The organism is Desulfonatronospira sp. MSAO_Bac3 (assembly GCF_003838035.1).
Classification (GTDB): Bacteria; Desulfobacterota; Desulfovibrionia; order Desulfovibrionales; family Desulfonatronovibrionaceae; genus Desulfonatronospira; species Desulfonatronospira thiodismutans.
In genome coordinates, this window is record NZ_QYZY01000219.1 from 1 (window position 1) to 5,383 (window position 5,383).

Annotated in this window: 3 protein-coding genes; all 3 read left to right on the forward strand. The window is 56.4% G+C overall.

The window, feature by feature from the left end:
- Positions 1-309: 309 nt before the first annotated feature.
- The 3 genes from D5S03_RS07470 to D5S03_RS07480 all read left to right on the forward strand — a co-directional run bounded on the left by D5S03_RS07470 (position 310) and on the right by D5S03_RS07480 (position 5,177).
- Entirely contained in the window at positions 310-2,499 is a 2,190-nt protein-coding gene (locus D5S03_RS07470; RefSeq protein WP_287043281.1) for a vWA domain-containing protein, read from the forward strand.
- Between the two features lie 120 nt (positions 2,500-2,619).
- Positions 2,620-3,345, forward strand: coding sequence for an ABC transporter ATP-binding protein (locus D5S03_RS07475; RefSeq protein WP_008868672.1), 726 nt, complete (start codon positions 2,620-2,622; stop codon positions 3,343-3,345).
- Complete coding sequence (locus tag D5S03_RS07480) at positions 3,342-5,177, forward strand: ABC transporter permease (protein WP_287043283.1); 1,836 nt, start codon at positions 3,342-3,344, stop codon at positions 5,175-5,177. The genes D5S03_RS07475 and D5S03_RS07480 overlap by 4 nt, the downstream gene beginning before the upstream one ends.
- Positions 5,178-5,383 lie beyond the last annotated feature (206 nt).

Here is a 5,383-nt window from a genome sequence, read left to right on the forward strand (position 1 = left end):
CAAAGTCTACATGAAAGACTACAAAAAAAGCCAGGGTTGACATGCAGGACGACTTTACGGGGTGAACCGGTTAGCATAGTCGTACAACTATAGAAAAAGGGATTGTTCGAAAAAAATGGAAATCTCTTCCTGGCGACAGAGATCCTTATATCTCGGTATCGAAAATATCGGGTATCACCTGGCATGATTTGGGTTTACATGCTGCTTCGGCCCTTCGACTGCCAGAGCAAGTGCAGGGTATTTAGAGTTATTTATTTTTGTATTTGATAAGTTTTCAGACTTATGCCCATAACAGAAAGGAGGTGTATCTTGAAACCGGAAGTCAGTTTTTTAAACCAGTCGAGGTGCTTTCTTGCGGCCCTGACTGCGATTTTTGTGTTTTTTTGTCTGTCCTCGCCTGCGGCAGGCTCTGAGGACCCGTCTTCAGATAACCACGGACTGATGCTGGCAGGTCTTTCAGAGCTGGAGGGAACACACGGCCACGGACCATCCGATCTGGATGCTTTGGAGGGTACCTATGGCCATGAGGAAATGTCTGTGCAGGACGACGGCATAACCTGCTCCGGAGAATCGGTCTGCCTGGAGGCTGAGACTCAGCTGCCCCTGAGGGTGCTGCCGCGTCCTTTTTCCCATGTATACAGTGAGCCGGCAGCAGATGCGGACAATATTGTCATTGCCAATATCCCGGCCTTTCATCCCCTGTTTGTATTTGAACGAAGAGACATCGACATGAGTGATCCGGCCAGTCCCAAAGGGTGGTACCGCGTGGGCCAGTCAAGGGACAGTCACCAGGGCTGGATGCAGGCCGCGGACGTTATGGAATGGCGTCAGGCCCTGCTGGTTTCCTATACTCACCCGGGAGGTCAGATTGAGGGCCGAAATCCTGTGCTCATGTTCCGGGAACTGGACAGCCTGAAAGAACTTGTTGACGACTTCGGGCGTCAGGACAGGGCCCGCGAGATCTACCAGGGCATTGAGACGGGCGATGTGCCCGGGGAAATAGTGAGCATGGAGCCACAGCGTTTCGTGGACATAACAAAGCAGTTCTACATCCTGCCCATCCTGGACTGGGAGGAAACCAGCATCATGGGCGATGACGTTCGCCTTCTGCAGCTGGCCGCAGCCGTACCCGAGCAGCGAGGGGCCGACACCCTGGAAGACGAGGAGTACAGCTCCCAGGCCCGGATTCAGCGCGGCGATCAGGCCGGGGCCCGGATGGAAGATCTGAATGTGGATATAGTCTTTACCATTGACACCACCCGGAGCATGCAGCCCTTTATCGATATGACCAGGGAAGCTGTGGTGAAAATGGTCCAGGATTTTACAGATGACACGGCAGCACGTTTTCGTTTCGGGTTGGTGGGTTTCAGGGACTGCATCGACACCGTCCCCTGGCTGGAATACGATGTGCTAAACTTCACTCCGGAACTGGTGGACGGTGATAGGCTCATCCACCTGCTGGAACATGAGCTTGAAGAGACCGAAGTAGGCAGTGGGGACTATGCAGAGGAAGGCTTCGCCGGCGTGGACGAGGCCCTGCGCTCCGACTGGAGGGATAATTCTCTTCGTTTCATGGTTTTCATCACCGACGCCAGCTCCAACCCCAAAGGTGACCCACAGAACACCACCGGCAAGGATGAGCATGACCTGCGCCGGGAAGCAGACGATGCCCAGGTACATATTCTGGCCATTCACCTTCTGGACCCCAGGGCAACGGAGGATCATCCCATAGCCACCCCGCAGTATATGAAGCTCTCCCAGGTAAGGGGCAGCAGCGAATCGGCCTACACCTCCGTGGATGCTTTTGAGCAGGAAGAATATCAGGCACTGGTGGATGATATAGTCATGGAGATTAACGATCTGCTGCAAAAGGCGCTGGGCACAGACGATGATGCCGCAGCTGCCACAGCCCAGGTCCAGGACGAACCCCAGGAGGTGGGCCAGGGACAGGAGGCTGTGGGCAAGCTCTGGGAAGCGGCCCTAGTGGAGTACATCGGACAGTCCGCAAGCCCTCCCAAGGATATTGTGGCCTGGGCCATGGACCGGGATCTGGTCTACACTGCGGACCGTTCCCTGGAGGTGCGGGTGCTTGTGAACAGGGATCAGCTGAGCTCCCTGGCCCAGGCCCTGGACAATGTCATTCAGGCCCTCATGCGCGCAGAAGTGACCCAGATGCAGTTTTTCGAGGCCCTGCAGAGCGTTTCCAGTCAGACCATGCAGAGTCCTGAGGATATATCCGGTGCCGGCAGGCTGGCTGATACCGGCCTGCTGCCGTCCTTTATCCAGGCCCTGCCGTATAAAAGCGATATCCTGTCTTTAAATGACGAGATGTTCGCCAGCATGACCGCTGAGCAGAGATCCCAGCTGGAGTGGAATATCCTGGCCAAGCTGGAGCAGTACAGGGCCATTAATGAGCAGGTGGATGTATGGTTCAGGCTTAATGAAACCGATCCGGACCGGGAAATGGTTTATCCCCTGCATCTGGATTATCTGCCATGATTTAACTATTCAGGGATTCTGGGATTGGGGAATTGTGGAATTCTGGGATTCAGGGATGCAAGGCACTGGGTGTGGGGCATGGGGAAGAATTTATGGGAGTGATAACCGGGGACTTTGTCAGTGATACATCTGGATAACCTGTATAAGCGGCGGGAGCAGGCCGGCAGCGTATTTGAGCTGTTTGTGCCGGAGCTGAAAATCGCCCCGGGGCGGATGGTGGCTCTGGTGGGAGACAGCGGCTGCGGCAAGAGTACGCTTCTGGACATGCTGGCCCTGGTCATGCAGCCCACCCGGGTAGGGAGGTTCATCCTCAATCCCGGCCGGGAGCAGGATGCTGCCATTGATGTGCAGTCCCTGTGGGAAAACGGTCTGGAGTCCCACCTGGCCCGGCTCCGACGCAACTTCATGGGCTATATTCTGCAGACAGGCGGTCTGCTGTCCTTTTTAAGCGTTATGGACAACGTGTGCCTGCCGGCCAGAATAAAGGGCAGCAAGGATTATCTGACGCAGGTGACAGCTCTGGCTGCAAGACTGGGCATTGAGCACTGCCTGAAACGCAAACCGGATTACCTGTCCATAGGCCAGCGCCAGCGTGCGGCCATCTTGCGGGCCATGGCCCACGGTCCGGCTCTGGTCCTGGCTGACGAGCCCACAGCAGCAGTGGACAAGGCCAGGGCCAGGATCATCATGCAGGATCTGCAAAGCGTCACCCGGGAGTCGGGCACGGCTGTGGTGGTGGTCACCCACGATACCGAACTGGTGACGGATGCGGACGTCACTTACAGCTTTGTCCTGGGCCAGAGCAGTGAAGGCCTGGTCCGGGCTGAGTGCAGGCGGAGCAAATGATGTCGTCTGACAAAAATTACCCTCTCAAGGTCGTACCACGGCTGGCCGCATCCAGCCTGGTGCACGACCGTATTCTGACCCTGTGCCTGATTATAGCCCTGGCCGCGGTCATTGCACCGCTGCTTATTCTTCTGGGGCTAAAGCACGGCACCATTGAAACCCTGCGGGACAGACTGGTGGAAGACCCTGTGTACCGGGAAGTCCGGCCGGCCCAGATATATGAGTTTTCCCCGGAATGGTTTGAGCAGGTGGGCAGCTGGCCCGGGGTGGAGTTCATCGTTCCCTCGGTGCTGCCCCTGTCTTCCATAGTGCATGTGGAACATCCACACACCGGCAGGCTGGAAATGTTTGATCTTATATCCAGCGGTCCGGGAGATCCTCTGCTCCTGGAAAACGGTGCCCCGGCACCAGAAGACGGGCAGTGCGTGATTACCCATGAGGCCGCCCGGGTTCTCGGTCTTGAGCAGGGAGATGTCCTGGAGGCCAGGGTCACCCGGAGCCGGGGAGGCCGCAGGGAGATGGCGGCAACGGGCCTGGAGGTGGCTGGAGTATTGCCTCCCAGGGCCGGATCCCTGCCCCGGATTTATGCTCCATTATCCTTTGTAGTGGATATCGAAGCCTATAAAGAGGGTTACGGTGTACCAACGAGGGGTTGGGAAGGTGATACTCCAGAGCCTTACCTCAGCTATGACGGGGTGCTGCTATTGATGCCTGATCCCATGGACCCCATTGAGCGCACCGGGCTGATTATAAACACCGGTTTCGCCGGCATAAACAAGGCTGAACATTCTCAAGTAACAGAAAAAACCGCTGTGCCACTGCCTGAGGAATGGACTGCTTACAGCCTGAGCACTCCAGGCAGTCCGGCCACCATGTCCTGGATCCGGGCTCTGCGCCAAAAGCTGCGGGGCAAGGAACATATCCTGCTGCCCTATGTCAGCGGAGTTGTGCTCCAGGATGCTGCAGGCAGGGAAATATCTCCGGCAGGGCTGTCCATAAGCCGCAGGGAGGCTCTTCTGCTGGGAGTGGATTATCCTCCCTGGGGAGGTTTTACCGGCAGTGCAGCACCGGCGGACAGACTGACCCGGGTTCTTTTGCCTGAAGATTCAGATTCCGGGCTGGAGATGGTTTTTCATGGAGTGCTGCAGTTGGATATAGAGCTTGAAAAGGCTGGAACCACAGATCTTCAAAGGCCCCTGGTCCCGGCGGAGCTCATGGGCGTGCTGCGAACAGCCAGCCAGCGCGGAGTGAAGCTGGAATCCGAGTCAGGGGAGTTTGCCATGGTCAGGGGCGGCTTCAGGGGTTTTCGCCTGTATACCGAAAGTATTGACGATGTTCCCAGGGTATACAGGCAGCTGCAGGAAGAGGACATGGAGGTTCTGGCCCAGGTGGAAACCATCCAGCGCATTCAGGTGCTGGATGCCGGACTTACCAGGCTTTATTCCCTGTTGGCCCTGCTGGGAATAAGCGGTGGAACGGCGGTTTTGCTTTCCAGCCTTTATGCCGCGGTGGAACGGCTGCGCAGGGACCTGGGTGTACTGCGCTTAGTGGGCCTGGGACGCAGGCATGTGTTTTTCCTGCCCATGGTCCAGGGACTGATGATAGCTGCTGCCGGGCTGATGCTTGGTTTTGCCTGCTACTACACCCTGGCGGCCATGATCAATCATACCTTTGCCTCGGAGCTGGCCCCGGGGGAGAGGTTCTGCTCCCTGCCCCTGAGTTATAAAGGCGGAATAGTTTTTCTGACCACCTGCCTGGCCCTGGCCGGCTCGCTGGTGGCTGCCTGGAGGGCAACGCGCATAGATCCGGCCGAAGTAATCCGGGATAACTGATGCAGATAAGCGTCTCACCCGGGCACGCCGGGAATCAAATCTGTGAGTAAATGGATATGAATAAGGAAGTGTTCATTACATAACGAACCACCCCTGCCCCTCCTTAACCAAGGAGGGGAGTAGACCGTACTTTACGTACAAAATGATACACCTGTGTGACAGCGGTATGCTGAAATAGTTAAAGAAGGAAGTGTTCATTACATAAC